Source organism: Baaleninema sp., from assembly GCF_049974805.1.
In the GTDB taxonomy this organism is placed as follows: domain Bacteria; phylum Cyanobacteriota; class Cyanobacteriia; order Cyanobacteriales; family Geitlerinemataceae; genus Baaleninema.
Genome location: NZ_JBNGCO010000014.1, coordinates 20,813 through 47,211, shown reverse-complemented (window position 1 = coordinate 47,211; position 26,399 = coordinate 20,813). Strand labels below are relative to the sequence as shown.

The window sequence follows — 26,399 nt, the reverse complement described above, 5'->3', positions numbered from 1 at the left end:
AGGGATTACGGCATCGGTGGCGGTTCGGATTTCGGTAAGGTGGGGCTAACTTGCTCTGTGGGATGGATGGGTGGGTTCGATCGCGACTGTTTGAGTGTGTTTTCTACAAGCTGATAGCCCAGATAGGCGGGTAACGCCAACGCCAGCAGCGCGATCGCCGCACCGAACCAGCTTCCGGCGTCTCCCGTCGGACCGACGTGAGAGCGATAGGGGTCGAAGCGCAGGCGATCGCGCGGAATCGTTTGACTGAGGCCAATCGAGCGTTTGAAGCGAATGCGGCGATCGTCGAGTTTTTCGAGGAGTATCCATCCGGCTTCGGCTTCCTCCTCCCGAATCCGCTGTAAAAAGGCCGGATTGCGAAATACATCGCGACTAGCCCGAACGATTTTATATTCCCATCCCGACGCCCGCCAGTCCACTGGAAAATCATCGAAGTTCTCGAAGGGGTTTGTCACTTCGCCGTTGTTCGAGGACGGTTCGATTTCCCAGCTTCCTTCTTTCGAGTCGTACTGCACCAAAAACTCGTCCTCCTCTTCCTGCTGCTGTTGCATCGCCGTTTCTTTCGATCGCAGCCAAATCGCCGCCATCAAACTCTCAATTCCCAGACTACCAACTAGAAGACTCCAAATCAGCGTTTCCATCATCTTGTTTGTCTTGTTTGTCTTCCCCTACCCTCGTCGTCGCTCAGTATCGTTATATTCGATGATGGCGAGGGGAAATCCCGACGATCGCAGCGATATTCAAGGGGACTGGGATTTGGGGGAGAACGTCAAGGTGAGAACTCGAGTGTGTCGAACTGTTTAATCTGTCCGGGATCTCTCCATGTCGTTGGCGGCTATATCTCCTTCCCTTTTTCCTCAACCCCATTACTCCTTGGGAACGAGGGACTGTTCCACGATGAAGTTGGCGAACATTTGCGCTTTCAGCCGCGAACCGGCTTCCGTCACGTGAACGCCATCGTCATAATACTGTTCCTGCCTGGGAAACGTCGCCGCAAAATCCAACAAACTAACGTTGCGACGTTGAGCGATATTTTTTAAAACCTGATTGTGTTCGGCGATGGCGAATTGATACTCCGGCGACCCCGCCCGCTGGTCGATGTCGGGTCGTTGAGAAAACAACGCCATCGTCGCCAACATCACCTTAATATTACGCGACTGGGCGATCGCAACGATATTTTCAATATTGCGCTGATAGTAAATCGGAGGATTCGCCTGCAAAATCTCCTGAACCGTCATCTCCTCGAACTCGTCCGTCGGATAGGTTCCATCTTCCAACTGATCGTGAAACTCGTCGGCGAGGTAGCTTTTCGGCGAACTATTAATCGTGTTGTAGGAGGTGTGCGGTTCCATCCAACCGGACAAAATGGCCACGATGCGATACAGGGTACTGTACTCCAACCATCCTGGCATATAAACCCGCTCGATCATCGGTGCCGCCCGTCCCGAATTATCCCCTTTATAGGACTCCGGTTCCACGACGCGGGGCTTAAAGTCGTTATATCCCGAATATACGATAATCATATCCGGGTCGAGGTCGAGGGTTCGCAACTCGAAATCGATTAAAAAGTTCCAGCTTTCCCAACCCGGAACCCCGGCGTTGACGACGTTAACGTTCGTATATCCTCGCTCTTGAAGTTCCTTTTCTAACAAGTCGGGATAGGACAGTCGATAATCGTCAACTCGTGTCGTGTACGTCGTCGAACCGCCGATACAAACGATGCGAAACTCTCCCTCGGGCTTGGGTTGTATGATTTCTTCGCCGCGATATCCGAGAGAATTATGTCGGTTTTCGTCGTCTTCGTAATTGGGTGTTAATGTATATCCCAAATAGCGGTGGTGGGAAATTTGCGGGTCGCCCCCCACTTTTCCCTGACGACTGGCTTTCTCGAGTTGTTTTAACGAGGCGAAGGTCGTAAAGTCGTCGTCGGTGGCAAAGTGAAATAAATACGCTCGCGCCCCGAGTTCGAGGAAAATCAAGGTAAATAAGGCGGAAACCCCAGCCAAAATCAGGTTGGGGAGAAACGAGCCTTTGTTTTTTGGGGCAGGTTTTTTATCGGTCACGACAGTTCGAGAAATAGCGTTCGAGCGACAGTTTTGCGTTAGATTTTAGACGGGTTGTTTAGGATTTTCGTACCACGAAACCGTCCATATATAACGAGTCGATGCCGCTTTTTCCAAAGGATTGGAGGGCGTTTTCCGGGGTGTTGACCATCGGTTCCCCTCGCAGGTTAAAACTGGTGTTGAGCAACACGGGAACGCCCGTCGCCTCCTCGAAGAGTTCCAAAACGCGATGGTACAGCGGGTTCCAATCCGGGCGCACCGTTTGCACTCGTCCCGTTCCGCCGTGAGACACCGCCGGAATCCGATCTTGTTTTGAGGAGCGAATTGGCTGCACCATCAGCATATAGCGTAGTGGATAGTGGGGTTCGGGGTCTTCGACCCCCTCGAAATACTCCACCGCCCGATTTTCTAACACTACCGGGGCGAAGGGACGGAAGGGTTCGCGGAATTTGATTTTCCGGTTGACGATATCTTTCATTTCCGGCCGTCGGGGATCGGCGAGGATCGATCGATTCCCCAAGGCCCGCGGTCCCCACTCGAAGCGGTCTTGGAACAAGGACACCACTTTCCCCGCCAGTAAGTCGTCTACCATCATCGTGGCGATTTTGTCTCGATCGCTCACGTCTTGATAGGCGAATCCCGTATTGTTAATGGCTGTCTGGGCGGTGTCGGCGGTGTGATGCTGTCCCCAATAGGCGTGTTCCATCACGAAGCGGCGAGGGTTCCCCAGCAGTACGTGATAGACGTACAACGCCGCCCCTAACGCGCCGCCGGAGTCTCCCGCCGCCGGTTGGACGTATACGCGATCGAACGGCGTTTCGCGCAAAATCCGGCCGTTAGCCACGGAGTTCAACGCCACGCCTCCCGCCATACAGAGGTTTTTACATCCTGTCACCTCGTAAGCGTGGCGGGCCATTTTCAACAGGGTTTCTTCTGTCACCCGTTGGATGCTGGCGGCGATATCGGCGTAATACTGGTTTTGACGGGCGAGGCTGTCGTCCCACTGGGGAACGGATTTGTCCGGGTGCGTGGTGAGGGTGTAAAAGTCCGATTCCGGGGTGCGCGGCTTCCCGAAGTGTCGCACGAACTTATCGCTAAAGGTGCGGGTGGTGGAATGGTGGAAGGTGAAGTAGTCGAGGTTCAGGTTGAAGCTTCCGTCGTCCCGCAGGTCGAAAATATCGTAAATTTTATCGACGTACTGGGGTTCGCCGTAGGGGGCCATCCCCATGACTTTGTATTCTCCTTCGTTGACGCGGAAGCCGAGAAAGGCGGTAAACGCGGAGTATAACAGCCCCAGGGAATGGGGGAATTTGATTTCTCGGAACAAGTCGATACTGTTGCTGCGCTGGCTGGCGTCGGCGTCGTTTTCCCAAAACGCCGTTCCTCGCCCCAAACTGGCTGTGGTCCATTCGCCCACCCCGTCTACGGTGAGAATTGCGGCGTCGTGGTAGGGGGAACAGAAGAAGGCGCTGGCGGCGTGGGAGAGGTGATGTTCGACGAATAAGAGTTTGTCGGCGGGAAGGTCGAGTTGGTGGAGAATGGTACCTTTAACCCAGAGTTTTTCGTTTAACCAGGCGATCGAGGCTTCGCGGAAGGTTCCCCAGGATTTGGGAAAGGTACTCAACGCCGTCATTAAAATGCGCTCGAATTTGAGTAGGGGTTTTTCGTAGAAGACGACGTAATCGAGGTCTTGAGGCTTGATTCCCGCTTGTTGCAAGCAAAAATCGATGGCGTGGTGGGGGAAGCCGTTGTCGTGTTTGATGCGGCTGAAGCGTTCTTCTTCGGCGGCGGCGACGAGTACGCCGTCTTCAATTAATGCGGCGGCGGAGTCGTGGTAGTAGCAAGAAATGCCGAGAACGTACAGATTTTTGGGGATAGAGTGAAGGTCGATCGAACGGAGGCAAACCGATTTGGCTGGCGAGTTTTGACGTTTTTTTAGAGAGTTGAATCAATTTTTTTGCCGAAAACCTGTTTTTTTGTTTTAGCCCTTTAAACGTAAATAATTCCTGCAAAAAAATTACATTTACTTCCAGAAAAACGCCAAACAAAACGCTGTTAAAACTGGTATTTTGAATCGCGAATTTTTAGGTCTCGGGTTTGTCGATCGAGCCACAAACTGGCGTTTTTGTTGGCTTTGCGTCCGAGGGGATCGAGGAATATCCGAGTGACGAGGGCAAAGGGCGCAAAAATAATAAAGTAGAACAGCGTGAGGACGAGACGGGCGATAAAGTTGCCCATAAAATGCCCGAAGGCTTGCCAATATTTCCACGCACGTTTGAGAAGATTCACGCTCGATCGCTTCCTAATTTGAGAACAACTTGAGAACAACGAAGTCTAACGAATTCGCTTAAGCGAAGACGTTTGAGAACAAGATTTAGAACAAGGTATAAATAAACGGCGCCAAACCGGAGGCTGAGGCGAATACGAGGAACAATCCGAAAATGAGGAGTAACGTCACCATCGGAATCAGCCACCACAGGCGACGTTCCCACAAAAACGCCAGCATTTCGCGGGCGACATCGACGTTAACGGACATTCGGCGTAAAAAACGCAGCATTCCTCTCTCCTGAGTTGGTATAGCGGAGTTAAAAAGGGTGGGTTTCGACGTTGCGACCCGACTTTTAGGAAGATTTAACCATTCACCTTAACATATTGCAAATCAGTTTTCGATCGCGATGGCGACTAATTCTCAATACGCCCAGCTTTGCGAAAAACACCCGACTTCAAATATTGCTTTTCGGTAATATTTGACGAAGACAAACAACCCTCGGTTATTGTTGCAGATGGCGGTAACAAAAAAGTAACGACGGTGAAACGCTCCCCCACCTCGGCCGACTTCAAGGATTCACGACAAAGGTCAACACCGTTTCGTCAATCCCCTTCAAGTGCAACGGACGGAACTTAGAAATGTCTTCGTCATCCAAATAATCCGCCACCGCCGCCGAAATCAAAATACGACCGGGATCGGCGGCTTCCTGCAAGCGGGAGGCGATATTAACACTCGGTCCGATGGCCGTATAGTCGGCGCGATCTTGGCCGCCAAACATTCCCACGACGGCGGTTCCTTGATGAACGCCACAGCGAAACTGTACCGGGGCCAGACCCTGCGCCGTCCATTCTTCGTTAAGGCGATCGAGTTCTCGATACATATTACGGGAGGCGGCGATCGCCCGTTCGACTTGTTCGTGGGGTTTCATCTCCTCGGGGGCGCCGAAAATCGCCATCACCGCATCGCCGACGAACTTATCCACGGTTCCCCCCGCCTCGAAAATCGCTTGCGTCATTTGAGCGAGATACTGATTGAGAACCTGCGCCACCCGTTTCGATCGAAGCGTGTTCGCCAACTGGGTAAACCCGACGATATCCGTAAACACCACCGTCACCAACCGGGGTTCGGGACTCAAATCCAACTGCAAATCGCCTCGGGCTGCTTTCTCCACCAACGACGGCGGTAAAAACCGCTTCAACACCGACTCCGTTAAATAAGAATTCAACTGGACGATTTGTCGTTCCCGTTGCTTGAGGGCTAACAGGTTCCGCACCTGGGCCAGTAACTCGCGATCGTTGAACGGTTTCGACAAATAGGCATCGGCCCCCTGTTCCACACTTTCGAGGCGGGTTTCCTCGTTAGCTTTCGCCGTCAACAACACGACGGGAATCCCCTGTAAATCCAGGTCTCGCCGCACCGCCGCAATTAAATCCAACCCCGACACCAACGGCATCATCAAATCCGTAACAATAGCATCGGGACGGTGACGCCGCGCCAGTTCCAACCCTTCCGCCCCGTTGCGTCCCAGCAACACGCCGTATCCCGCCCGTTTCAGCACGTCCGCCACGTACACCCGTAAATCGTGATTGTCTTCGACGAACAACACCGTCAGGGAGGGGGCGGGCGAGGCGGGCAGCGGGGCAGCGAGATAGGGCGGAGACGGGGCGACGGGGGCGGCTTCTACCGTGACGTCAGCAGCGGGAAGCGTTCGGAATTTCTTCTCAGAACCGCCAAGGTCCGAGGTTTCCACTTCCGCCTCTAAATCTGCCAGTTCGATGGCGATGCGATTGGCTTCTGCTGACACCATACGATCGCCGAGTTCCAGTTCGGTCGATCGTTCGAGAACCTGTTCGGGATCGAGGTGAGATTCGCCCACGGGCAACGATACAGTGAAGGTACTGCCGCGATCGATCTGCGATTCCACAGAAATCTCGCCGCCGTGAAGTTCCACCAGTTCTTTCACCAACGCCAACCCCAAACCGCTGCCTTCGTAAGAGCGATTCACCGATCCTTCGGCTTGATAGAAGCGATCGAACAAATGGGGCAGCAAAGCGGGATCGATGCCGATTCCCGTATCCCGAACTTGCAACAGACAGCGATCGCCGTAAGTTCTCACAGACACCTCGATTTCGCCCCCGGCGGGCGTGAACTTCATGGCGTTGGAGAGCAGGTTGTAGAGAACCTTATCGAACTTGTCCAAGTCCAGATACAGCGGCGGGCAGGGTTCGAGTCGATCGCGCAGGTGCAATCCCTTTTTTTCGCAATAGGGACGAAAGGAATCGATGATGTGGGCGATAAACGCCGTAAAATCGCAGGGACGAAACGACGGCTGCATCCGTCGGGCGTCGAGACGTTGAATATCGAGGAGTTGGTTCACCAACCGCAGCAGGCGGCGACAGTTGCGCAGGGCGATTTCCGCCCGTTCTGGGGGTAGGGGTTGCCCTTCGGTCACGGCCGCTTCGAGGGGCCCCATCATCAAGGTTAAGGGGGTGCGGAATTCGTGAGAGACGTTTTGGAAAAACTCGGTTTTTTGGCGATCGAGTTCTAACAGCCGTTCGGCTTGCTGTCGGGTTTTTTGATACAACCGCGCCTGTTGCACGGCGATGGCGGCTTGGGCGGCCACCGCTTGCGCCAGGGAGAGTTCTTGAGGCTGCCAAACGCGCGATCGATGGTTTTGTCGCAGCGAGATGCTCCCGATAATCTGTCCGTCGGCGATGAGGGGCACCACCAGCAACGCCCTGGCGTGCAGGTGAAAGGCGCGATCGACCCGGTTTAACGCCGGTCGATCGTCCAAATCGGAAATCACCACCGGTTCTCGGGTTTCGAGAAGTTGTTGCAGAACGGGGTTTTGGGCGATGGGAACCACCGATTGAGGCAAACCGCTTTCGCCGGGTTCCAAGTCGTCCGGTTCCAGGGTGTAGAGTCCCACGCATTGCACGAATTCGTCCTGTTCGGTCCACAGGGACAGGGCGCAGCCGTCGGCGTCCAGGGCTTTGCCCAGTTGTTCGGTAATGGCGGCGAAGATGTCTGGGGGGTTGAGACTCGATCGAATGGTGGTGGTAATGGCGTTAATGAGCCGTTCCCGCTGCGCTAACGCCTGCATTTGTTCGTAGGTTTGCGCTTGGGACAGGGTCAGGGCGGCTTGTTCGGCTACCATCACCACCAATTGCACTTCGTCGTTTTGCCAATGGCGGATTTGGCCGCACTGGTGCAGGGCAAGCACGGCGACGAGAGATAGTTCCCCCGGTCGATCGTAAGATTGGGCGCTCAGGGGAACGATGAGGCTCGATCGAATGTCCGCTCTTGTGTAAGTTTCGGCGAGATCGGGATCGGAGGCGATGCGATCGTCCTCTCCCGTATCGGAAATCACGGCGATTTCCTCGGTTTCCCAGAGGGTACGAGCCAGAACCGGGTCTAGGGAGCCGTCCTCCCGTTTGAGTTGGGGAGACAGAGAATATCCCGCGTACCCGAACCATTCCGAGGCCATCACGCCGTCTTGCACCGAGCGCAGGATGCAGCAACTGACCTCGAACATTTGACCCATCGTTTCCACGATGGTTTGTAAAATTTCCCGGTAGTGGGTGCGCGATCGAATCGTATTGGTAACGGCATTGAGGAGGGATTCTTGGCGCAGGGTGCGACAGAGTTGTTCGGTTCGCGCCTTCAGCACGTTGTGGGTATCCACCGCTTGACGGACGACGGTACGGAGTTCGTCCACGTGCCAGGGTTTAGTAACGTATTTGAAGACTTTCCCGCTGTTGATGGCTTCGACGAGATCTTCAACGTCCGTATAGGCTGTGAGGATAATCCGAATCACATCAGGGTATTGCGTAGCCGTCAGACTGAGAAATTCCGTCCCGCTCATTTTCGGCATTCGTTGGTCGGAGACGATGACGGCGATTTCACTGTCTCGAGCCAAACAGTTGAGGGCTTCTTGTCCGCTTGTCGCTCGTACAACTGTGTAGAGAGGGTGCAAGACGCGCTCGAGGAGGTCTAGGTTGTCGGGTTCGTCATCGACCACCAAGATTTTGGGCTTGCTGTTGTCTCGAGCTGTCATCCACTTATAAGATCTCAAGAGACTCCCGGTCGGAATAGGAGAGAGGGTCGGGGGAGAGTGTAGCGTGTTAACGGCGTGACTCGAACCCTCATGTCACCTCATCCGATTATCTCATCAACTTCTGTCGAGATCGAACCCCTCGATCGAAAGTATAGCGAATCGATCGATGGGAGTAAGCGCCATGTCGATTCCGAGTTTCCCCTTGAGTTTCTATACAATAGAAGTCTGTGCAAGCATTTGGCGACCGAGTTTCGTAACGCCGATCCCCCACTCGATCTCAAGGAGCGAGACCTCTTGTGAATTTCAGCTCCCCTAGTTTCCCCACCTCCTCCGCCTCGAGAGAGACGCCCTCTGTGTCCGCTCTCGGGAGCGGAACGGACGCTTCGCCCAGTTGCGTGGTGCGTCCGGCGACCGCTTTGGATTTGCGGGTTCTCTCGGATATTTTAGCCCGGAGTTTCCACAGCGATGGCGGTTGGCACGGCTGGCTGTATCCTTTGGTGCGACTGGGTATTTACGAGGATTTGCGACATCGCCTTCGAGAACCCAATCCGCCTTATTTGTGTTTGGTGGCCGCTTGGGTGTCCCGCCGCGAGCGACGCCGTGTTGAGGAGTTAGCTGGAACGGTGGAATTGAGTTTAAAAACCCAACCCACAGCGGCGTTGGATTGGATGCAATATCCTTATATTTCTAACTTAGCTGTCCGAGCTGAGTCGCGCCGTCGCGGCATCGCGAAACGATTGTTGGAAACTTGCGAACGACAAGCCCTCGACTGGGGCTTTCCGGATATTTACCTGCATGTTTTGGAGGATAACGAACGGGCGCGATCGCTGTATGAAAAGTTAGGCTATCGCGTTCGCCGCGTGGAATCTACGTTCGGATCGATGTGGTTCGGACAACCGCGCCGTTTGTTTCTTCACAAACGATTGTCTGGGCCATCTCCCTCTTGAATTGTCCGCTAAACCCCCGAGGTATCTGGGGTTTTCCCTCGCGCGACGGTTGTCAGAATTCCTTCAAGGTGTGAAGAAATGCTAAGGAGCGATCGGGACAAAGTCTGAAGAAAAGCTAAAATGTGAAGATTCAATGAAGTCAGTTGTCTCAAATCCTTCGATCTAGCAGATTTGTTAGGCCCCGAATTTAAAGATATTGCAAATTTTCCCCAAAACGCTTACATTCAAGGCAATTCGAGACCAAAATCGAGATGGGTCGAGAATAATAGGCATAAAATCGAGTGTCGCATTCAAGCGGGACGATATTCAGCGTACTCGGCCATATCGTTAGCCGTCTGGCCGCGAGTTTGAATGTTCGCTTGAAGTCAAGTGAATTGACCGCGTATAATCGAAGTGATTTGTGTGCATCTATAACTTTTCCCGAGTAAGTCCGGCTATCGGTAGCCGAGCAATGACTTGCGGAGTACTCCATTTTTGTGAGAGTTACTGAAATGTCCCGACTAAGCCTCGTTAAGTCTTCCCAGCCCGCCGAGCTACTTTCACAGCTTAATAGCGGTCAGTTGCTCGTGGTCGATAGTCGCCGCCGCAACGGTCTGATTATTTACAAGCGCTATCACGCTGAATTTGCCGGCCCCGGCGCTGCCGTAGGTGGATTCTTTGATGTGGGTACCCAACGAACGATCCCCGTAGGCGATTTAGCCCTCATCGCGCCCGAAAAATACGAACAGCGTCAGAAAGCCTATTCAATCCGGCGTCACTGGATTCGCCTGACGGAACAACTGACGGAAAATCCCGTCCCCTTACAAAGAGCGAAAATGTTACTGGCTCAGTTCGAGCATTATTTCGATGCCGATACGGTGGATTCGCTACCCGACGATGCCTTAGCTAACCTGGTGGGTGTTTTACCCAGTACGATTCGCATGGTCCGCCGCCCTAAAGCGGTGAAGCAGAGGCAACTGGTTAGCGTCGGATAGCGTCTCTAAGAAGCGTTTGACGGGTTAAGTCAGTTTCGATCGCCCCTCTGTCGAGCCAAAAATCTAAAGAAAATCTGTAGCCTCCCAAAATGTTTTGGGATGTTTTTTGCTGTTTGGGGTCTACCGGGAGATAGGAGTTCCCGGTTCACTGTTGAAGGATACCGTGGAGCCGATCGAGTGTTCTCGCGTTTTCCTCGGGAGTTCCGACAGTAATTCGCAATCCTCCCCCAGTATGACGGATGAGGGTTCCGGCTTTATAGAGTTCCTGGGCGATCGCCTCGTTAGACATCGAGTCCACAGTCGATCGACAATAAATAAAATTGGACGAACTCCGCCACAACCGCAACTGCGGTAAATTCAACAGTTCCCGCAACAGTCGATCGCGTTCCCGAACGATATCGGGAATGACGCCGAGGAGTTCTCCTCGTAACAACAACGCCGTTCTCGCCGCCGCTTGAGAAAAACTCGGCAAATTGTAGGGAAGCCGCAATTTTTCCAACACCGCGATAAACTCAGGATCGGCGATGGCGTAACCGACGCGATGAGCCGCCAGACGAAACGCCTTCGAGAAAGTACGCAACACCACCCAATTCGATCGCCGTTCCGGTACCACCGTCCGCTGACTGAACTCAAAATAGGCTTCGTCCACCACCACCAAAATCTCCTCGGGAAGACTCCGCAACCACTCCAACTCAGTTTCCGTCAAAGCGTTGGCGGTGGGGGAGTTGGGATGAACCACGAACACCGCCCGAATCGGGGGATTGCTGGTGTTGTCGATAGCTTGTTGCGCCGCCTCGAGATCGATGGCGAAATCTTCTGGAGATCGATCGACTGACACCACTGGAATTCCGAGAGTTTGGGCTAAAATCCCGTACATGGAAAACGTGGGATTGGCCAGGAGGAGCGATCCCTGTCCTTGCAGACAGGTGGCGATGAGGATCGATCGAATCAACTCGTCCGACCCGTTTCCAATAGAAATATTTTGCGCCGTCACGTGCTGCGTGGACGCCGACTCGTTGACGTACTCCGCCACTAACCGCCGCAAATCGCCATGACTCCCATCGGGGTAGCGATTGGCTTCGATCGACTCGCAATAGGTATCCGCCAGTTTTTGCTTGAAATCGGCGGGTAAATCGTAAGGGGACTCGTTCGTATCCAGGCGATCGAACGCCCGAGGCGAACCTTCCGCCTCCTCCCCATGGCCGGGGTTGGGCGTGTACGCAGTCAAACGAGCCAGGTCAGAACGAACAAAGGGCAACACGAAGGACTTCCCAGTAACATGAACGACGGATTCGACTTGAGGTGACGAAGAACCGAATCTGAATTTTTCAACAATCCTGTCGATTATAAAATTAATTGCAGCTTTCCCCAAGATTCAACTCAACCTCAACGATCGCGATCGAGTTTAGCGAACCGACCCCGCCGACGGACACAAATCCGCCAACGAACAGACATCGCACTGGGGCGATCGCGCCTTACAAACCGCCCGTCCGTGGTAAATCAGCCGAATCGACCAATTTTCCCAATCCCCTTGGGGCAACAACTCCATCAAATCCCGTTCCACTTTTACCGGATTGTCGTGAGTCGTCAACTCCAAGCGGCGACTGAGGCGTTTAACATGAGTATCCACCGTCACCCCGGCGTTAATCCCAAAAGCGTGAGCTAACACCACATTAGCGGTTTTCCGGGCGACACCGGGAAGTTCCACCAACAACGCCATGTCTGGCGGAACCTCCCCGCCAAACCGTTCCACGATCGCCCGACAAGCCCCCCGAATATTTTTCGCCTTATTGCGATAAAACCCCGTCGGACGCACCAACCGTTCCAACTCCGCCAAATCCGCCCCAGCCAAAGCCGGGGCGTCCGGATAGCGGCGAAACAGTTCCGGCGTCACAGCGTTAACCCGTTCGTCCGTACATTGAGCGGACAAAATCGTCGCCACCAGCAATTGAACCGGAGTCTCGTAGGTCAAACTACAGGTGGCGTCAGGATAGAGTTGTTTGAGACGGAACAGCAGCTTAGACGCCCGTTCGCGTCGGGCTTTCAGCGTTTTAGAGCCTTTCGCCATCGATCGCCCCTAGCGCGTCAACTGCTGAACCCATTCCAACTGAGTCGTATCGCGGACGATGAGGAAAATCCCCAATCCCAGCAAGAACAACAACCCAGACTGCATCACACCGTCTTGAATGTGAACCGGGACGGGTTTCCCGCGCAGCCCTTCCACCAACAGAAAGGCCAGTTGTCCGCCATCGAGGGCGGGAAGGGGGAGAATGTTAATAATGGCCAAGTTAATACTGACCACCGCCGCAAAGACCAACAAATTGACCGCATCCCGTTGAGCGGCGTCGGCCCCTTGCGCGACAATTCCCACCGGGCCGGCCAGTTGTCCGGCGGTTTCGCTGAAATTAGAAATCAAGCGATAGAACCCTTGCAGGGTCATCACAAAAATCGACTGAAAGCGTTCGGCTGAGAGGGTCAACACCTCGCCGATTCCGTCAGCCTGGCGATACACCGGATCGCCGTTGGGTGCCAGTTGCACGCCGATGCGGCCGTTTCCGTCGTTCCCAGCTTCCGGAACCACCGTCAACGAGAGTTGTCGATCTCCCCGTTGTACCACAAGCGAGAGGGACTGATTGGCGTTATCTTCAATGGTTTCCTTAAGCGTCCAAATCGCATCTTCCCCCGCCTCGAGGGACTGACCGTCGATGGAGAGAATCACGTCTCCTGCCTCAATTCCGGCGCGTCCAGCGGGCGATTCCACCGAAATCACCTGGGGAATTTCTACGCCAGGTTCCGGCTTAAAGTCAACGGGAACCCCCGTCGAGCCGATTTGTACGGCCAAAACCAGATAAGCAAAAATCAAGTTGGCGATGACCCCCGCACTGATAACGATGGCACGATCGAGAACCGGACGGTTGCGAAGGAGATCGGGATCGTCATCAGGAATCGTACTTTCGGGGTCGTCGTCGGGAAACCCGACGAATCCGCCCAACGGGAACGCGCGAACGGCGTATTCGGTTTCAGCCCCTTGATATTTCAAGAGAATCGGCCCGAAACCAATCGAAAAGCGGTTCACGTGAATTCCTTGCCACCGGGCGGCTAGGAAGTGACCTAACTCGTGAACGACAATTAAAAGAGCTAAAACTGCGATCGCTGCCAGAACGGACATGAATCGTTACGTAAACCTAAAGTTAAGTTGAAAGTTATTGTTCTTTCATCTTAATGGCTTTTGCCCCGGGTCGGGTTTGGATGAGGAGGTGATGGGATGAAGAGGTGATGGGATGAGGAGATGATGGGATGCAGAAAACTTTTCGAGATCGGGGATTGACAAAATACATATAATATGTATTTGGATTCGAGCCAGATCCCCGGCATCTCCAAGATGCCGGGGATCTCCGGCAGAGGAGATGATGGGATGAGGAGATGATGGGATGAGGAGGTGATGGGATGAGGGGGTAATGGGATGCGGGGAAATCTCCCCATCTCCCCCTCTCCCCATCTCAAATCACCCCGTATTCCGCATTCCGGCGGCGATACCGTTGAGGGTCAACAGGGCACCCCGTAGGAGTTCGCCCTTGCTGTAACGGGATTGAATGACGCCCGGAGTAGAACTGATTCCGTGTTGGCGCAGGCGTTTGAGGAGGGACACTTGTAACAGTCCTAACGGAACGATGGTCGAGTTCCGCAGTTGTACCGACCGTTGGAGAGAGGGATCGCCGTCAAGCAGGCGTTTGTGTCCCGTAATCGTCAGTACCAGGTCTCGAGTGAGGTGGTACTCGTGAGCGATGCGATCGAACAACGCTGCAAAGCGATCGCGGTCTTCAGGACGACTCAACTCCCGCACATAGTGATCGGCGATTTGCAAGTCCACTTTCGCCAGAGTCATTTCCACCTTCGAGACAGCCATTTTGAAAAACGGCCATTTCAAATAGAAATAGCGCAGCAGTTTCAAATGTTCCTGGGGTTCCTCCTCGAGGAACTCGTGTAACGCCGTCCCCACGCCGTACCAAGCCGGAAGCAGAAAACGGCTTTGCGTCCAGCTAAACACCCAAGGAATCGCCCGCAAACTTCCGATATCTTTCTTTCCCTTGCGACGGCGAGCCGGACGGGAGGAAATTTGTAACTGGCTGATTTCCTCGATCGGCGTAACCTGCATGAAGAAATCGATAAAATCCGGTTCCTCGTAAATCAGCGATCGATAGTGTTCGCGCGATCGCCAAGCCAGCTCTTCCATCGTCTCGTTCCAAGGATCGATATCGTCAAAACCCGACCCCAACAAACTCGATTGAATCACCGCCGAGGTCACCGTTTCCAGGTGATAAATCGCCAGTTCCGGAAGCGAGTACTTCGAGGCCAACACTTCCCCCTGTTCGGTGATTTTAATGCGTCCGTCGATGGTGCGACCGGGTTGAGCCAAAATCGCCTCGTAAGCCGGGCCGCCGCCGCGTCCGACCGAACCGCCGCGACCGTGGAAAATCCGCAATTTGACCCCGTAGGGATCGCCGACAGCTTGCAGGGCTTTTTGCGCTTTATGAATTTCCCAGTTGCTACTGAGGAAACCGGAATCCTTGTTACTGTCGGAATAGCCCAACATCACCTCTTGTAAAGCAGTGGGTCGCCGTCGAGGGTGGTCTCCGACACTTTCCCGTCCGTACCCGCCTTCTAACAAAGTGCGATAGAGGGGTAACTCGAACAGGTCTTTCATGACCTTGGGCGCCCGTTTGAGGTCTTCGACGGTCTCAAACAGGGGAATCACCATCAGGGTACCGCTTCCCGTAGCGGGGTCGTAGAGTCCCGCCTCTTTCGCCAGCAGCAGCACTTCCAGCAAATCGCTGGCTTGGCGGCTCATGCTGATGATGTAAGTTTGACAGAGTTCCGTCCCGAACTCCTGCTGTAACAGGCGCACGATGCGGAAGGTTTCGATGGTTTCCTTAGTCACGTCCGAGAAGGGAAGTTCCGTCGGAATCAGGGGACGGCGGGTTTTGAGTTCGCTGACCAACCATTCAACGCGCTCTTCTTCCGTGAGGTCGTCGTAGGGTTTGGGAAGCACTTGCAGGTATTCCGCCAGTTCGCCGATGGTGTCCGAGTGGCGAGAGGATTCCTGGCGAATGTCCAAATGCGCCAAGTTGAACCCGTAGATTTCCACTTGACAGATGAGGGTATCGAGTTCGCTACAGGTGAGACCCGTTTCGACCAGATTTCGTTGAATCAGTTGCAGTTCCGCCAGGAATTCCGACCCCGAACGGTAGATAGGGAGAGTTTCCGTTTCGCGAATTTGGACGCGCCAGTTTTCCGCGTGGTAGAGACTGAGGTTGCGATCGCGGGTATTTTCGAGCCGCTGTTGGATGTAGGCCAGTTTGAGCCGATAGGGTTCCTGGCGGTAGCGGATGGCGTGTCGATCGTAGACTTCGCTCATTTGCAACCGATCCTGTTCGACAGATTCGAGCAGTTCCGGTAGCACTTCGCTCCAGTGGAGGGACAAACTCAGGGATTCCGTGAGACTGTCGAGGGCGCTAATGTACTTTTCGAGTACCAAGTTGCGCTGGTAACAGGCAGTTTGCCAGGTAACGCGAGGCGTCACAGAGGGGTTTCCGTCGCGGTCTGCGCCCACCCAAGACCCAAACTGACAAAAATTGTAACTCGGCGGTTCCAGGTAGGGAAACGAGGCTTTGAGGGTGCGCTTTATGCGTTGATAGAGTTGGGGTACAGCGTCGAAGAGAACTTCGCGGAAATAGTGGAGGGTATATTCAACTTCATCGAGGACGGTGGGTTTGAACTGGTGCAGTTCGTCGGTACGCCACCAGAGCCGAATTTCCTCCATGAGCTGGTTTTCTAGGGCTTCCGCTTCCAGGGAGGAGGTCATCCCCACCGATCGCAGTCCGTCTTCAACGCGATCGAGCTGGCGGAGAATTTTCGCGATGCGCCGTTGTTTTCCGCGAATCGTCCGGCGCACGATTTCCGTCGGGTGCGCGGTGAAAACCAACCGGATATCGAGTTGGTCGAGGAGTTTTTGAATCAGTTGCGGCGGAACGTTAAGCTGTCGCAGTTTAGGGAACAGCGAACTAAAAGTACCTTTTTCCGGACGCACGCCACCGGGAACCTGGCTTTCGTTAGTACCATCTCCGAGTTCCTCGGGGGTATCGATGCGAGAAATGGTTTCTTCAGTAAAGGTGAGATTGTTACTGACGTTGGCTTTTTGCTGGTCTCGTTGTTCGTAGTGTTGTTCGACGATGTTAATCAGTTGGAAGTACAGCGCAAAGCCTCGCGCTGCGCGAATGGCGTCGTTGAGATCGAGCTGTTCGATTTTGGAAACAACAGGAGAATCCTTTAAATCCGGAGCTTGTCCCTCTTCCGATTGCATGGGGTTGAGTTCGCGCAGGAGATCGACCATCTGTTGACCGCATTCCTGTCGCAGAACGGACTCCCACAAATCTTCGACGACTTTGAGACGGTGGCGCAGTCGAACGTCTGAAGTGGAGGAGACGTTGAATTGGCGATCGGTTCTCTCAAGTGTTGGACTCATTTGGACTCAGTGAAGATTTTCGGATCGATCGAAATATATAGAGCGATCGTGCAAAGCTGCTATTAGTGTACGCTTGATAGCGATCGTGTCTGAGATCTATTAAAACGGCATGGGACAAACGGCCGCTTCCGAACCTGTGGCAGGGATGAAGGCGGAGTTTTCCCGAAAAACAGTTCATTTTGCTATAAATTCGTCACCTCGTCTGTAGCCCTTGAAACCTTTGTTCTGGGAAGAGGGGGAGACGGGGGAGACAGACGTAAGGTGCGTGACGCGGCCGGAAAAGGTCGCTGAAGTCAGGTCACTGTGGTGTTACCGCATCACGCACCGACCCCTCATCCCCTCATCCCCTCATCTCCTTATCTCCTCCTCGTCGTTGTAAAACAGCATGGGAAGGCGATCGCCGCGAAAGAGTTCTTCGCTAGTTTCGCCGAGTTCGACCAGGGACGCCAGAACCGCTCGAGAAGTCCAAACGGCGGCGATAATGGGAGCGGTGGCGACACCTAGGGCGATCGAAACAGGAGAGGCCGAAGGGCGAGGGGTGGAAGTGGTTGGGGTCGGTTCCATCAGAATTTCCTCCTTAAATTTTTCGGGTGACATTTTAAGTGAAAGCGTCGAAATCTGGGGTTTCCTTGGACGAGGGCAGCTTAGAGCTGGAAAAACGGTGGAAAAAGGCCGGTCAAACCATGGCGTTTCCTCGAATCCCAAGCAAACAAAAGACCAATCGAAACGGGGAAACATTGCCTTTGAAGCGGGTCTCAAGTTCAACATAAAACACCGTTTGACCCCGAGAAAAGTCCGGCGGACATTGAGTTTCCATCGAATCGATCTCGTAATCGAGCCGTTCGGGAAACAGAACGGAGTTCTCTCGATATGCCAAAATATGGCCAGCGCGTGCGATCGAAAAAAGCTTTCGTCGGAATCGACGCCTTCGCACCGTCTAGCACTCGCAGTCATTTCAGGACGCAACAGGTGGTACTCAACGCAGGCAACGCCCCGCGAGCGGGGACGACCGTCGATTTAACTGAATGGGCGCACGCCGCCCTCGGGATTCCCGAAGTCCGTCTCGTGGCCCGAGTTATCGGCACCGACCTCAAGGTTTGGTGTTGGGGTCAGGGTTGCCCCGACGCGCCTCGAGTGATGGCGCGGTTTTCTCAAGCCATTCACCAAGATTATCCCCTACCGGCCGGGACGCCGCCGATCGATCGAGTCTGTCTCTACGGTCGCGTTCTCGACGCCCCCGCCGCCAGCGCCCCCCCCTTCGAGACGCCCGATTGGACGGTGCGCTTTACAGTACGTCCCGCCGCCCCTCGGTCAGAGGAGGGAGAAACGGGGGTTCCCGTCCGTCGGGAGGTGAGATCGATCGAAGACCTATTCGGAACCATCGATCGCGCCCTGCAAGAGGTCGCCACCGATGTCTGGATAGCCGTCAAAAAAATCGAACCCCTGGCTGGGACGAACGCGCGGCGGTTGTGGGTGGCCTGCGAAGCCGCCTACGCCCCCGATCCCACGTTACTGGCGCGTCCCATCGCCTGTTGTTTGCGAAACTTGAACCTTCAGGACTTCCGCGAGGCCGTACTCCTGGGTCAAGTCAGCGGAGAAACCCGCCCCGAGTGGATGTTGCGGGTGGATTTGACGCCTCCCGATCGCACCGTCGAAGCCTGGGCGCGATGGGGAGACGTGGCCGCCATCGCCTATCGCCTCAACCGCGAAATCGCCCATTGGGGCGTCCAAATCTCCGCCGTTCAAAAGGAATCCACGTTACACCTAGTTTGTAGCCCCAGCCCCGACCGAACCGGAGGGGGCGATCGACCCTTCCCCCATCAAGCGGCGGTAGTCGAAAAACTCGAAACAGTCCTCAACCGCCTCGCCCCACGCGGTCTCCAAGGGGTCACCGCCTACGGCGTCGATACCCCCTACGAAGCCAGTTTTCCCGAACCGAAAGCCCCTTGCTGGGTCACTTGGTTGGACTTACCGGCCAAAACCCGCCCCGACCTGATACCGACGGCGCTAGAACTGGCTCGGGGGGGCAGTTTGACGGCGCTCACCTTCGTCCTCGAACGGCTGCTGAACCCCAACTTAGAAGAAAAACTCGCCACGGGCGGCGTGCGAGTCCAAATTCGCCGCAAAGGGGATCTGCTGCACGTGATGAGCGAAGGACTCACCTGTCCCTCTCAAGAGCGTGTGGGACCCTTGGTCGAGAAGTTCCTGCGTCAGTCGCAACTGTCCAACCTGGCCGGAGTACGGGTGTACGGACGCCGCAGCGGCCAGCGAAACCCGCGCTGGAAGTACGGCGTGGATTTCCGCCCTCGTTCCCAAGAACCGACGGAAGCTCCCGATTTTACAGCGGAGGAAACGCCCCCAACTCACGAACCCCCGGCGCCCGAACCTGTCCCGACGCCGAAGCCGCCCCAGCGATCGATCGATCGCTCCTTGACAGAGTGGTTGTGCGCCACGCCCCTGTTCCGTCCCCGCCAACCCTTACCGGAAGCCGCCGCCGAACCCGATCGCCGACCGGATACGAGCGCCAAAGCCGCCACAGTTTGGGCGTTGCTGGGAATGTTGCTGACGGTTCAAGCGGACTGGGTGACGAGCGAAATCCTCGAAAAACGAGAACGGGCGGCCATGATGCCCCCCTCAGTAGAAACGGAGGAAACCACACCGCCCCCCGACTACGCCATCGAAGTGCCAGAACTCCCCGAAGCCCCCGTCAACAAACCGGGGATTTTCGACGCTTCCGGCTTTACCGCCCCCACCAACGCGGCCACGGTGGTCAAAGCCTCCTCTTCGGGAGACGCGGCCATCGTTCCCGTTCCCGAGGCGGACTTTCCTACCTTCAACAGCCAGCAAATGGACCGCCAACTGGCGCTTTATCGCGAGTATATCGAGGAATTCGGCGTGCCTGACGCCCTGGTAGTGGGGTCGTCTCGCGCCCTGCGGGGCATCGATCCCGAAGTGCTGCAACAGGCGTTAGCCGAACAGGGCTATCCGGGGATACGGACGTTCAATTTGAGCGTGAACGGGGCGACGGCGCAGGTGGTGAATTTCTTGATTAGTGAGGTTCTGACGAGCGATCGACTCCCGCCGTTGATTATCTGGGCCGACGGCGCCCGGGCCTTCAACAGCGGCCGGGAAGACGTAACCTATAACGCCATCGTTCGATCGCCGGGATATCAAGAACTCGCCCGAGGCTTCCGTCCCATCGAAAGCGCCACGGAAACCGAGGAAAACACCCCCGATCGCACCCTGTTCGAGATCGTCGGCGATCGCTATCAGGTTCTCGACGAAAACCTTAACGAGGCCTTTTCCCAGTATTCTGCCACCTATCCCAAACGGGACACCGTAAAAACCTATTTCCAGGCGGCGATCGATCCCGATACGCCCTTACCGCCCTATCCCGAACCCGCCGCCACCGAGGAGGAGACCGCCGAACTTCCCGAAGACGAGCCGATTTTGCACTTCAACGGCTTCGTTTCCTTCCGCCAACAGTTCGACCCCACCGGATACTACTTACAACATCCTCGCGTGTCCGGGGCTTACGATGGCGATTACGCCGGGTTTGCGTTGAACGGGGTTCAATCGACGGCCTTTCGATCGCTGGTGGACTACGTACAGTCTCAAAAAATCGAGTTGGTGTTCGTCAACCTCCCCCTGACGGAAGACTATCTCGACCCAGTTCGATCGAAGCACGAACGGGAATTCGCCCAACATATGCTGGAACTGTCCCAGCAGTACGGCTTCGTGTTTCGCAACTTCTCCGGGTTGTGGCCGCAGAAAAACGAGTATTTCTCCGATCCCAGCCATTTAAACCGTTACGGGGCGGCCGCCGTCTCGCACCGACTCGCACAAAGTCCGATGGTGCCTTGGAGCGGCGACAACACTGAATAACGAGCTAAGCTGGAATCGAATCGATCGAATTCGATCGAACTCGATTCCTCGCCGTTCGTCTTTCACCCGTTTCTCGTCACGATGCACAAACCAGCCCGTTGGGTCTCTGCGTTTCCCCTACTGCTGGGGTCGGCACTTTGGATACAGCCGGGATGGGCAGCACCTCGCGATCCCGTTTCTTCCCGCCTCGAGACCAAAGCGCGGTTGCTCCCGTCTCTCTCGATCGATGCTGCCGAGATCCCAGCCCGAAAACGCACCCCGTTAAACCCCTCTCCGTCTAAAAATCCGTCGCGGTCTAAAAAAACGGACAGTTCTGCCACCCCCTCGTCCTCGTCTTCTCCCTCCGGGGAAACGTCCCCGTCTTTCGAGGACGTAGTGAAGGATACCCGCCACGTCAAAGGCCTGTTCGACCTCTACGTAAACGACGAGACGGGAGAATTGTATTTAGAAATTCAACCGTCTCAGTTCGATCGACTGCACCTGTTGGTCATGACCCTCTCACAGGGTTTGGGAGAATTTGGATTTCTCGAAGGATTGCCCCTCTGGGACGTTCCCCTCTACCTGCGCCGTCAGGACGATCGCGTGTTGGTGGTGGTACCCAACACTCACTTTCGCACCCGTCCCGGCGACCCCCAAGCCGCCGCCGTCGAACGCTCCTTTAGCGAATCGGTACTCTATTCCCTGTCTGTGGTGGCCACGCACCCAGAACGCAACAGCGTTTTAGTGGACTTACAGGAGTTACTGGTTCAAGGAGACCTCGCGGGACTGAACGCCCAATTAGCCACTCTCGCCTACAGCTTCGAGGCCGATCGCTCCTACGTTTCCCAAGTGCGCGGCTTTCCCGCCAATATCGAACTCGAGGCTATGTTGACCTTTTCCGGCCAACCCCTGGGCTTGTTTGAAAGCGTTCCCGACGAACGAGCTTTGTCTCTGGGGGTGCGCTACAGCCTCTCAGAACTGCCGGAAAACCCCAGCTATCGCCCCCGTTTGGCAGACAACCGCGTCGGTTATTTCGTTACCGCCTACCGCGATATCTCCGACCTCACCAGTCGCGATCCCTTCGTGCGATACGTACAACGCTGGCATTTAGAAAAACAAGACCCCAGCGCCCCCCTCTCGCCTCCCGTAGAACCGATCGTATTTTGGATTGAAAATACGGTCCCCGAAAAATATCGCGACGCCATTCGCGAAGGGGTGTTGCTGTGGAACCGCGCCTTCGAGCGGGCGGGATTCCTCAACGCCATTGAAGTGCGGCAAATGCCCGACGACGCCACCTGGGACCCGGCAGACGTGCGTTACAACGTCATTCGCTGGACGACGTCGTTTCGCTCGGGATTCGTGGGTCTAGGACCGTCGCGGGTCAATCCGCTGACGGGGGAAATCCTCGATGCGGATATTTTAATTAGCGCCGACGCGGTACGTTATCTGTCGCGAGAATACGATACCCTCGTCAATCCCCAGACGCAGCGGCTTTATGTGGATTTGCCCGGAGAGTTGCCGGGATGTTCGCCCCACGGCGACTGCGGGTCGGTGGGGGAGGATTCGCCCCTGTCTCAGTCTCTGGTGGGGCAGTTGCGATCGCGTTTTCGCGGCCATCGCTTGGGCTGTAGCTGTCGCGAATGTACCCGTCAGTTCCAAATGGGGGCGATGGCGCTTTCGCTGGTACGCGGCGTGTTACCGGGCGACCCGCAGATGGAACAGTACGTGAATCAGTACCTCCGCTATTTGGTCGTTCACGAGGTGGGGCATACGCTGGGATTGCGACATAATTTTCACGGCAGTACGTTGTTGGGATTCGACGAACTCAACGAGACGGAGATTTCGCAAAGTCAGGGGTTGAGCGGCTCGGTGATGGATTATTTACCGCCGAACATCGCGCCGTCTGAGGCGGAACAGGGAGACTTTTTCCCGACGCAGATCGGACCTTACGATGAATGGGCGATCGAATACGGATATACTCCGGTGGAGGGGATTTCGCCGGCCGAGGCGCGGCAGAGGTTGGAGGCGATCGCCGATCGCGCTCCGCAACCGGATCTCGCTTATGGGACAGATGAGGATTTGTGGTCGGAAATCGATCCGGCGGTGAATTGGTTCGATCTCAGCGGCGATATGCTCGCACATGCTCGGTCTCAGATGGAACTGGCGCGGCAAATGTGGCAACAGCTCGATCGCAATCCCCCCACCAACGAGGACGATTACGATGCCTTGCGAGTTCGCTTTGATTTCGTGATGCAGTTTTATTTCCGCCAAGCGCGAGTGTTGTTGAAATATATCGGCGGACAGTCTTTCGATCGATCGCGCGTCGGCGACTTCGCCGAACCCCTATTCGAGCCAATTCCCGTGGCGGAACAACGGGCGAGTTTGGAAGCGTTGCAAGAGTACGTTTTCGCCCCGGACGCCTTCGAGTTTCCGCCGGAATTCCTCAATCAGTTAGCCCCCTCTCGCTGGTATCACTGGGGTAGTACGCCGCCGATGTCTCGGTTGGACTACCCGATTCACGATCGCATTTTCGCCTTTCAGCGCCTCGTGTTGCGATCGCTGTTGTCGGGAGAACGGTTGACGCGCCTGCGGGATTTGGAGGTAAAAACCCAACCGGGAGAGGCTCTGACGCTTCCGGAACTGTTCGAGACTCTCTATCGCGGTATTTGGACGGAAGTTTTACAGGGACGCCGGGTTCCGATGAATATTTCCAGTTTTCGGCGATCGTTGCAGCGGGAATATCTGAATTTGACCGTCGAGATGGCTCTCGGACGCAGCGAAGTCCCCGAAGACGCCCGTACTTTAGCGCGGTACGAGTTACAGCAACTCGATGAGGATATCGAAGCGGTGTTGCGCCGTCACGACGACGATATCGATACCTACACCCGCGCTCATCTCGAAGATACGCGATCGCGCATCCGTCAAACCCTCGATGCCCAGGTGTTCGGTCAGTAGTCCCAAATTCCAAAACTTGATGATACCCTGTAGGTTGGGTTGAGCCAACGCGAAACCCAACCTTTAGGGAACCTTTAGGGGGGCGAAATCGGGGGGATTTGGCGAAAAAGCTATGGCAAAACCATGGAGCTATAGCTGGGATTGAGCTGACACCAGACCCAACATCCTTTGTGGGGTAACGACTTCGCTTTTTGGAAAAAAACCTAAAAAACCAGCGAGGGAAGCCATAAAAAACCGATTTTTGAGTTTGGACTCTGTTTAAATAGGAAAAAGCGCCTATCCGTTCCCTAAGAGTTATTAAATCTTAGATCTAAATCTTAGATCCCAAATCTTAGATCCCCGGCATCTTGAAGATGCCGGGGATCTAGACCGAAACTCCTCTAAATTAATAATTTGTAAAACTCTTTGGATCGAATTTTGAATTTTTGTTTTAATATGTTTTAATATTTTTTAATATGTTTCGTATTTTTTGGTGAGATTTACTTAAATTTTGTATAAATTTAAAAATTATGAATTTAAAAATATCGCAAACAAGTAAAAATACTATTCAAACAGGAGCGATCGAACCCCTTAAGCCAGAGGCAACCCCTTAAAAAAACATGACCTTTGTATCGATTTTATACGGCTTGTTTTTACTCGGCACAGTACTCCTGTACTGGAGCATCAACAACCGTCCCTTTCGACTGGTATTAATCCTCGTTGCCAGCTTAGTCTTTTACGCCTCCATCCAACTGCAATCCGTACCCTTATTGGTATTGAGCATTGCCGTAAACTTCGGAATCGGGCTGTATCTCGGCGAAAACACCGTTGCCAAACCCCACGGCAAAGACTGGAATATTTCCAACCAAAACTGGCAAGAAAAAGAGCAAAACTGGCAACAGCGGCGAGGCTGGATTCTCGCCGGAGGTATTATCTTCAACGTCTTAATGTTGCTGGGATTCAAATACGCTCCCTTTGCCATTCCCTCCCCCGAATCCGCCGCCGAATCCCAACAAATTCTCGGCTGGCTCGATCCCTATCTCATCGCCCCTTTGGGCTTAAGTTTTTTCTCATTTGAATGTATCGCCTATCTCATCGACGTATATCGCGGTGCCCCTGCCAGTCGCAGCTTTCTCGAATTTTCCGCCTATAAATTCTTCTTTCCCAAACTGATTTCCGGTCCCATTACCCGCTTTCACGAGTGGAACGAACAGTGGAAATCCCAACATCCCCTGCGCGTCGAACAAGTAACAGACGGCTTGTGGCTAATTGCCAGCGGCGCCATTAAAAAAGGACTTCTGGCCGATAATATCGCCATTTTCGTCAATCTATGTTTTGAAAACGTCCAACGGGCTGGAAGTACCGATTTACAGTTAGCGACTCTCGCCTACGGCTTGCAACTGTACTTAGACTTTAGCGGTTACGTAGATATGGCGCGGGGAAGCGCCCTGTTGTTGGGGTGGAACCTGCCGCAAAACTTCAATTTTCCCTATTTAACCACCAGTATCGCCGACTTTTGGCGGCGCTGGCACATGACGCTGGGGAGTTGGCTGCGAAATTACCTCTATTTCCCCCTCGGCGGTTCCCGGCGAGGGTTGGCGAGAACCTGCGCTAACTTAATGGTGGTGATGCTGATTGCTGGAATTTGGCACGGTGGCGCCACGGCGGGAACGAATCCGGCGGGATTTGTTCTGTGGGGGGCGATTCACGGTGGCGCCTTGGTGGCGCATCGCCTGACAGATACCCTGTCGCGGCGACAGGCTTGGCTGGCGGCGGCGTGGCGCAGTCTTCCCGGTGTGGTGTTGGGTTGGCTGCTGACTCAGGGAATGGTGTTTTTCTCGTGGATTTTCTTCCGCTTACCGGATTTGAACGAGTCGGGGTGGGTGGTGCGTCATCTGTGGAACCACGAAAGAGACGCGCAATTCGTGCAGAAGGTATATGTAGAGACGATCGGATTGATGCCGGAACAGTTAAGCTTGATGTTTGGGGCGATTGTCGTGGCGATGGGCATTGCCTATTTGTTCGATCGCGGCTTGAAGGTTCAATTAAACTGGCCGGTGAAGATGATGCTCGTTCCGATTTGTCTGTATGCCGTGTGGTTGTTTGCGCCTGAGAACAGTTTGCCCTATATATACTTCGATTTTTAAGAGGAGGCGGGGCTATCCCCGAATCGGTGCGAGGCTGCTAGTCTTGAGTTAGAGAGTTTGCGAAAACGCTCGTGACCAGGGCGAGGCAGCAACGTAGGATAATGTAAGTACTGTGTCCCGAGACACGCGAACGGGTCAACTCGACGCGATTCCACTGCGACGGAAACCAGCCATGAGTACGATTTTAATCGTTGAGGACAGTACAGCCCAACGGGAAATGATAGCCAACCTCCTGAAAAATCAAGGGATGCAGGTGGTTCAAGCTAAAAGCGGCACTGAAGCGCTGAAGTATTTGAAAAGCCATCAGCCCGATTTGGTGGTTCTCGATATTATTATGCCCAATCCCAACGGCTACGATGTATGTCGCAAGTTGAAGGGGCATCCTCGCACGAAGAACATTCCTGTGATTATGTGTTCTTGTAAGGGGGAAGAGTTCGATCGATATTGGGGGATGAAAGTCGGGGCGGATGCGTATATCTCGAAACCTTTTCATCCTGATGAGTTAATCGATGCGGTCAATCAGCTATTGTAGGGAGTCTTCTGGATATACGGTGGTTTTCTGAGGTCAGCGAAATCGCTGAGTGGAAGTCCACAATGACTTGTAAGTTTACCTGAAAATCC

Annotated in this window: 17 protein-coding genes; 6 read left to right on the top strand and 11 right to left on the bottom strand. The window is 54.4% G+C overall.

The features are described 5' to 3' along the window. Positions 1-5: 5 nt before the first annotated feature. The 6 genes from ACP5D4_RS04870 to ACP5D4_RS04845 all read right to left on the bottom strand — a co-directional run bounded on the left by ACP5D4_RS04870 (position 6) and on the right by ACP5D4_RS04845 (position 8,389). Positions 6-644 carry a hypothetical protein gene (locus ACP5D4_RS04870; protein ID WP_428010501.1) on the bottom strand — a complete coding sequence of 213 codons (639 nt, stop codon included), beginning with the start codon at positions 642-644 and terminating at the stop codon, positions 6-8. A gap of 222 nt (positions 645-866) precedes the next feature. Beyond that, on the bottom strand, positions 867-2,063 hold the full coding sequence (locus ACP5D4_RS04865) for an SGNH/GDSL hydrolase family protein (protein ID WP_428010500.1): 1,197 nt from the start codon (positions 2,061-2,063) through the stop codon (positions 867-869). A 58-nt stretch (positions 2,064-2,121) separates the two neighbouring features. Further along, positions 2,122-3,876: a carbamoyltransferase family protein gene (locus tag ACP5D4_RS04860; RefSeq protein WP_428010516.1), complete on the bottom strand. Its 1,755-nt coding sequence runs from the start codon at positions 3,874-3,876 to the stop codon at positions 2,122-2,124. Positions 3,877-4,118: 242 nt separating this feature from the next. Then, a complete protein-coding gene (locus tag ACP5D4_RS04855; protein WP_428010499.1) occupies positions 4,119-4,352 on the bottom strand; it encodes an SxtJ family membrane protein in 234 nt (77 codons plus the stop codon). A gap of 85 nt (positions 4,353-4,437) precedes the next feature. Then, the gene (locus ACP5D4_RS04850) at positions 4,438-4,620 is read right to left on the bottom strand and encodes a DUF5989 family protein (RefSeq protein ID WP_017662846.1); all 183 of its coding nucleotides are present in this window, start codon (positions 4,618-4,620) and stop codon (positions 4,438-4,440) included. Between the two features lie 280 nt (positions 4,621-4,900). Next, on the bottom strand, positions 4,901-8,389 hold the full coding sequence (locus tag ACP5D4_RS04845) for a response regulator (RefSeq protein WP_428010498.1): 3,489 nt from the start codon (positions 8,387-8,389) through the stop codon (positions 4,901-4,903). 353 nt (positions 8,390-8,742) lie between these two features. Here ACP5D4_RS04845 and ACP5D4_RS04840 point away from each other — a divergent pair, with 353 nt between their 5' ends. Both ACP5D4_RS04840 and ACP5D4_RS04835 read left to right on the top strand, forming a co-directional pair. Further along, positions 8,743-9,336, top strand: a complete 594-nt coding sequence (locus tag ACP5D4_RS04840; protein WP_428010497.1) for a GNAT family N-acetyltransferase — start codon at positions 8,743-8,745, stop codon at positions 9,334-9,336. A 491-nt stretch (positions 9,337-9,827) separates the two neighbouring features. Beyond that, positions 9,828-10,310 carry a hypothetical protein gene (locus ACP5D4_RS04835; protein ID WP_428010496.1) on the top strand — a complete coding sequence of 161 codons (483 nt, stop codon included), beginning with the start codon at positions 9,828-9,830 and terminating at the stop codon, positions 10,308-10,310. A gap of 145 nt (positions 10,311-10,455) precedes the next feature. Here ACP5D4_RS04835 and ACP5D4_RS04830 read toward each other — a convergent pair whose 3' ends face one another. The 5 genes from ACP5D4_RS04830 to ACP5D4_RS04810 form a co-directional block, all read right to left on the bottom strand. Next, positions 10,456-11,571 carry a histidinol-phosphate transaminase gene (locus tag ACP5D4_RS04830; RefSeq protein WP_428010495.1) on the bottom strand — a complete coding sequence of 372 codons (1,116 nt, stop codon included), beginning with the start codon at positions 11,569-11,571 and terminating at the stop codon, positions 10,456-10,458. A gap of 144 nt (positions 11,572-11,715) precedes the next feature. Then, entirely contained in the window at positions 11,716-12,378 is a 663-nt protein-coding gene (gene nth, locus ACP5D4_RS04825) for an endonuclease III (protein ID WP_428010494.1), read from the bottom strand. Between the two features lie 9 nt (positions 12,379-12,387). Continuing rightward, positions 12,388-13,479, bottom strand: coding sequence for an RIP metalloprotease RseP (gene rseP, locus ACP5D4_RS04820; protein ID WP_428010493.1), 1,092 nt, complete (start codon positions 13,477-13,479; stop codon positions 12,388-12,390). 336 nt (positions 13,480-13,815) lie between these two features. Then, positions 13,816-16,833 carry a phosphoenolpyruvate carboxylase gene (ppc, locus tag ACP5D4_RS04815; protein WP_428010492.1) on the bottom strand — a complete coding sequence of 1,006 codons (3,018 nt, stop codon included), beginning with the start codon at positions 16,831-16,833 and terminating at the stop codon, positions 13,816-13,818. Between the two features lie 348 nt (positions 16,834-17,181). Then, positions 17,182-17,397 carry a hypothetical protein gene (locus ACP5D4_RS04810; protein ID WP_428010491.1) on the bottom strand — a complete coding sequence of 72 codons (216 nt, stop codon included), beginning with the start codon at positions 17,395-17,397 and terminating at the stop codon, positions 17,182-17,184. 306 nt (positions 17,398-17,703) lie between these two features. Here ACP5D4_RS04810 and ACP5D4_RS04805 point away from each other — a divergent pair, with 306 nt between their 5' ends. The 4 genes from ACP5D4_RS04805 to ACP5D4_RS04790 all read left to right on the top strand — a co-directional run bounded on the left by ACP5D4_RS04805 (position 17,704) and on the right by ACP5D4_RS04790 (position 26,310). Next, positions 17,704-20,718, top strand: coding sequence for a hypothetical protein (locus ACP5D4_RS04805; RefSeq protein ID WP_428010490.1), 3,015 nt, complete (start codon positions 17,704-17,706; stop codon positions 20,716-20,718). An 81-nt stretch (positions 20,719-20,799) separates the two neighbouring features. Beyond that, the gene (locus tag ACP5D4_RS04800; RefSeq protein ID WP_428010489.1) at positions 20,800-23,652 is read left to right on the top strand and encodes a zinc-dependent metalloprotease; all 2,853 of its coding nucleotides are present in this window, start codon (positions 20,800-20,802) and stop codon (positions 23,650-23,652) included. Between the two features lie 599 nt (positions 23,653-24,251). Next, the gene (locus tag ACP5D4_RS04795) at positions 24,252-25,778 is read left to right on the top strand and encodes an MBOAT family O-acyltransferase (protein ID WP_428010488.1); all 1,527 of its coding nucleotides are present in this window, start codon (positions 24,252-24,254) and stop codon (positions 25,776-25,778) included. 172 nt (positions 25,779-25,950) lie between these two features. After that, complete coding sequence (locus tag ACP5D4_RS04790; RefSeq protein WP_428010515.1) at positions 25,951-26,310, top strand: response regulator transcription factor; 360 nt, start codon at positions 25,951-25,953, stop codon at positions 26,308-26,310. Positions 26,311-26,399 lie beyond the last annotated feature (89 nt).

Bases quoted from the DNA above. Each gene is read 5' to 3' on its own strand.
- ACP5D4_RS04790 (WP_428010515.1), top strand. From the start codon at position 25,951: ATGAGTACGATTTTAATCGTTGAGGACAGTACAGCCCAACGGGAAATG.
- ACP5D4_RS04810 (WP_428010491.1), bottom strand. From the start codon at position 17,397: ATGGAACCGACCCCAACCACTTCCACCCCTCGCCCTTCGGCCTCTCCT.
- nth (WP_428010494.1), bottom strand. From the start codon at position 12,378: ATGGCGAAAGGCTCTAAAACGCTGAAAGCCCGACGCGAACGGGCGTCT.
- ACP5D4_RS04835 (WP_428010496.1), top strand. From the start codon at position 9,828: ATGTCCCGACTAAGCCTCGTTAAGTCTTCCCAGCCCGCCGAGCTACTT.
- ACP5D4_RS04845 (WP_428010498.1), bottom strand. From the start codon at position 8,389: ATGACAGCTCGAGACAACAGCAAGCCCAAAATCTTGGTGGTCGATGAC.
- ACP5D4_RS04870 (WP_428010501.1), bottom strand. From the start codon at position 644: ATGATGGAAACGCTGATTTGGAGTCTTCTAGTTGGTAGTCTGGGAATT.
- ACP5D4_RS04850 (WP_017662846.1), bottom strand. From the start codon at position 4,620: ATGCTGCGTTTTTTACGCCGAATGTCCGTTAACGTCGATGTCGCCCGC.
- rseP (WP_428010493.1), bottom strand. From the start codon at position 13,479: ATGTCCGTTCTGGCAGCGATCGCAGTTTTAGCTCTTTTAATTGTCGTT.
- ACP5D4_RS04800 (WP_428010489.1), top strand. From the start codon at position 20,800: ATGCACAAACCAGCCCGTTGGGTCTCTGCGTTTCCCCTACTGCTGGGG.
- ppc (WP_428010492.1), bottom strand. From the start codon at position 16,833: ATGAGTCCAACACTTGAGAGAACCGATCGCCAATTCAACGTCTCCTCC.
- ACP5D4_RS04795 (WP_428010488.1), top strand. From the start codon at position 24,252: ATGACCTTTGTATCGATTTTATACGGCTTGTTTTTACTCGGCACAGTA.
- ACP5D4_RS04805 (WP_428010490.1), top strand. From the start codon at position 17,704: ATGCCAAAATATGGCCAGCGCGTGCGATCGAAAAAAGCTTTCGTCGGA.